Here is a 3485-nt window from a genome sequence, read left to right on the forward strand (position 1 = left end):
GCATTTGTAAGCCTTGCCCGCCTCCAAGAGCTGATGCGCGACCTGTGCATGGCGATCCGCATTTGCGGCTTGGCTGGACGGTTCCCCGTCCCAGTCAAGACCCAGCCACGTCAGCCCGTCCAAGATCGCTTGAGTATTTTCAGCGTTGGACCGCGCCTTGTCGGTATCTTCGATGCGGAGCAAAAATTTGCCGCCACGTCCACGGGCATACAGCCAGTTAAACAAAGCAGTCCGCGCGCCGCCAATGTGCAAAGCACCTGTGGGCGAGGGGGCGAAACGAGTGACGACTGACATGAGAATATTAGCCTTTCGCTAACCAGCTTTCCGGTAGTGTTCCGGCTTGGGTCGGGGATACGAGACTGCGGGGTGAAGGACAAGTGCGTGAACGGATCTCAGACGCGCTGCTGGCCCAACGGGACAATTTGTTTGGCTGGGTGCCGATTTGTTTGGGCATCGGGATTGGCGTCTACTTCAGTATGGGGCAAGAACCCGACTTGCCGGTGATCTGGATGGGGGTTGGCGGTCGGGGTGACATTGCTAATCCTTGCAAGACTGGTGTCTACCGCGTTTTTACCCTTGCTGTTGGCGCTAGTGTTAATTTTGACTGGCGCAGGCCTTGCCAAATGGCGCGTCACGACCGTTACCGAACCGGTGCTTAATTTTCGCTATTACGGCCCGATTGAAGGGCGGCTCGTGCACATCGATCGTTCGAGCAGCGACGCGGTGCGGTTGACGTTGGATCATGTGGTGCTGGCGCGGATGGCTCCGGCGCGGACCCCTGCAAAGGTGCGCGTGTCGTTGCAAGGCGATCAGTCGTTCACCTCATTCAACCCAGGCGATGTGCTGATCCTGACAGGCCATTTATCACCCCCCGCAGGCCCTGCGGAACCGCGTGGTTTTGATTTTCAACGTCATGCTTGGTTCATGCAATTGGGTGCGGTCGGGTATACGCGGACGCCAGTTTTACGACTGGCGGTCCCGCAGTCGCGGGGCTTTGCCACGCAGGTCTTTGCGCTGCGTATGGCGATATCCCAAGCTGTACAAACCGCGATGCCGGGCGAGGCGGGCGCATTTGCGGCAGCCATTATGACAGGTGATCGGTCCGGCATGGGACAACAGACATTGGCCGAATTGCGTGCCTCGAACCTTGCGCATCTGTTGGCGATTTCCGGACTGCATATGGGGCTTTTGACAGGCTTTGTTTTTGCAGTGATCCGGTACGGGCTGGCGCTTGTTCCGCGTGTGGCCTTGCGTTGGTCCACAAAAAAGATCGCTGCAATCTGCGCTTTGATAGTCGGGGCATTTTATCTGCTATTATCAGGGGGAAATGTCGCGACCGAACGGGCCTTTATTATGGTGGCTGTGATGCTGGTAGCGGTGCTGTTGGATAGGCGCGCCTTGACCCTACGAGCGGTCGCGATTGCTGCCACCATTGTTTTGGTCTGGCAACCCGAAGCGATGACCGGATCGGGATTTCAGATGTCTTTTGCAGCCACCACGGCATTGGTTGCGGCATTCGCCGGGTTGCGCCGCTTTGACCTCAGTCGGTACCCAAAATGGTCGCGGGCGGTGCTGTCGGTTGTGCTGTCGTCGTTCATCGCAGGGCTTGCGACAGCACCGTTTGCCGCCGCGCACTTTAACCAGATTGCGCACTATGGCTTGATTGCGAACTTGCTGAGCGTGCCACTGATGGGTGTCTTGGTGATGCCTGCAGCCGTTCTTGCCGTGTGTCTTGCACCCTTTGGGCTGTGGGGGATCGGGCTTTGGGCAATGGAGATGGGTTTGCGGTGGATTCTATTCGTCGCGAACGTTGTCGCAACACGCGATGGTGCGCTGAGCCATATCTGGGCACCTGATCCGTTGGTGTTGCCGGTTTTGACGCTGGGGTTGCTTTGGGCACTGCTGATCAAAGGGCCTGTGCGTTTTGCGGGGTTGGTGGCAGTGCTTTGTGCTGCGGTTCTTTGGGCGCAAACAACGCGTCCTGCGTTGTTAATCGCTGATAACGGCAGTCTGGTCGGATTGCAGACTGATGCAGGCAGGGTCCTTTCAAAACCGCGTGGGAGCGGATTTGTGGCAGGGGTCTGGCTTGAAAACGATGGCGCGCCAATTGCGCAAGAAGACGCCGCCGCCAAACAAGGTTTTCAGGTTGAAGGGCGGCGCATATCCGTTGATTTGGATGGCTGGCAGGTCTTGCAAGTATCAGGAAAGACGGCACTTGCCGATCTAAATGGCTGCGATGGGGCCGATATTCTTGTGTCTAATCAGGTTGATGCGACTGACCGCCCATGCATCATTTATGATCTTGCGCGGTTGCGTCAAACCGGATCTCTGGCCATTGATGTGGCCCCAAACGGTGATCTCTGGATCGAAACTGCGCGATGGGTTGCGGGCGCGCGACCATGGAATGCACGGCAAGGCGGGCGCAGCGAGTTGATTGTCTTGCCCGTGCAAACACAAAAAAGGGTCGCCGAAGCGACCCAATTCTTTGATTTAGAACAGCCTTAGTAAGTGCGGATCAAGCCAACAAGCCTGCCTTGCACTTTCACCTGATCGTCGCGGAAAACACGCGTTTCATAGGCTGGGTTCGCCGCTTCAAGCGCGATTGATCCTGCATTGCGACGGAACCGTTTGAGCGTTGCCTCGTGGCCTTCGACCAAGGCCACGACGATATCACCATTGTCGGCCACAGATGTTTCGCGAATGACCACGACGTCGCCGTCATTGATGCCAGCGTCGATCATCGAATCGCCTTTGACTTCAAGGGCATAGTGATCGCCGGCACCTACCATCGACTGCGGCACAGACACATTGTGCGATACTTCGCTGATGGCTTCAATCGGGACACCTGCCGCAATCCGGCCCATCATCGGTAATTCTACGGCGCCATTATCGACATGTAGTGCCGCGGTCGGAATGCTGTCCGGTTTATCACCGTCAATCACGCGCGGGGTGAAACCCGTTTTGTTCATCATCGCATCGGGCAGTTTGACGATCTCAAGTGCGCGGGCACGGTGCGCCAAGCGCCGGATAAACCCGCGTTCTTCCAGCGCTGTAATCAAGCGATGGATGCCGGATTTCGAGCGCAGATCAAGCGCCTCTTTCATTTCATCAAAGCTGGGGGGGACCCCGTCGCGCTGAACACGCTTGTGAATGAATTCGAGTAGATCGAGCTGTTTTTTGGTTAACATTGTCTGCTCCGTTGCCACGTTTTGCATATGTTCTATGCATGTTCTTGTTTTGTGTCAACTCTGGCGTGCAGCTGTTGTGTGCAGTCCGGATGCCTCCGGCGGAAGTTTTTTAGGAAAGAGAAGATAGAGAATCAGATACGGATGATTTCGACGCTATCCCCGCGAGCGCGTGCGGGGGCACTTGCGGGATGGACGACAAGGCAGTTGGCGTCAGCAAGCACCGTGAGCAATGCGCTATCTTGTCGTTCAAAGATGGTCACGCTATCGCCGTCTATTTTGCCGCGCATGTAATGTTCG

5 protein-coding genes are annotated in these 3485 nt (G+C 56.5%); 2 read left to right on the forward strand and 3 right to left on the reverse strand.

What is annotated here, in order from left to right; genetic code table 11:
* Positions 1–294: glutamate--tRNA ligase family protein (locus QZ197_RS04935; protein ID WP_296430667.1), on the reverse strand; the 294-nt coding region annotated here is incomplete at its 3' end.
* Positions 295–377: 83 nt separating this feature from the next.
* On the opposite strand from QZ197_RS04935, the gene QZ197_RS16100 reads away from it, so the two are divergent.
* Positions 378–659, forward strand: coding sequence for a hypothetical protein (locus tag QZ197_RS16100; protein ID WP_363157882.1), 282 nt, complete (start codon positions 378–380; stop codon positions 657–659).
* Positions 556–2505, forward strand: a complete 1950-nt coding sequence (locus QZ197_RS04940) for a ComEC/Rec2 family competence protein (protein WP_363157881.1) — start codon at positions 556–558, stop codon at positions 2503–2505. Before QZ197_RS16100 ends, QZ197_RS04940 begins: the two co-directional genes overlap by 104 nt.
* Here QZ197_RS04940 and lexA read toward each other — a convergent pair.
* A complete protein-coding gene (gene lexA, locus QZ197_RS04945; RefSeq protein WP_272146028.1) occupies positions 2502–3188 on the reverse strand; it encodes a transcriptional repressor LexA in 687 nt (228 codons plus the stop codon). The two genes, QZ197_RS04940 and lexA, sit on opposite strands and share 4 nt — an antisense overlap.
* Before the next feature lie 131 nt (positions 3189–3319).
* A complete protein-coding gene (locus tag QZ197_RS04950; protein ID WP_296430671.1) occupies positions 3320–3475 on the reverse strand; it encodes a hypothetical protein in 156 nt (51 codons plus the stop codon).
* Positions 3476–3485 lie beyond the last annotated feature (10 nt).

This window comes from Yoonia sp. (assembly GCF_017854415.1).
Lineage (GTDB): Bacteria > Pseudomonadota > Alphaproteobacteria > Rhodobacterales > Rhodobacteraceae > Yoonia.

Coding starts and splice junctions, on each gene's coding strand:
- lexA (WP_272146028.1), bottom strand. CDS start 3,188: ATGTTAACCAAAAAACAGCTCGATCTACTCGAATTCATTCACAAGCGT.
- QZ197_RS04950 (WP_296430671.1), bottom strand. CDS start 3,475: ATGCGCGGCAAAATAGACGGCGATAGCGTGACCATCTTTGAACGACAA.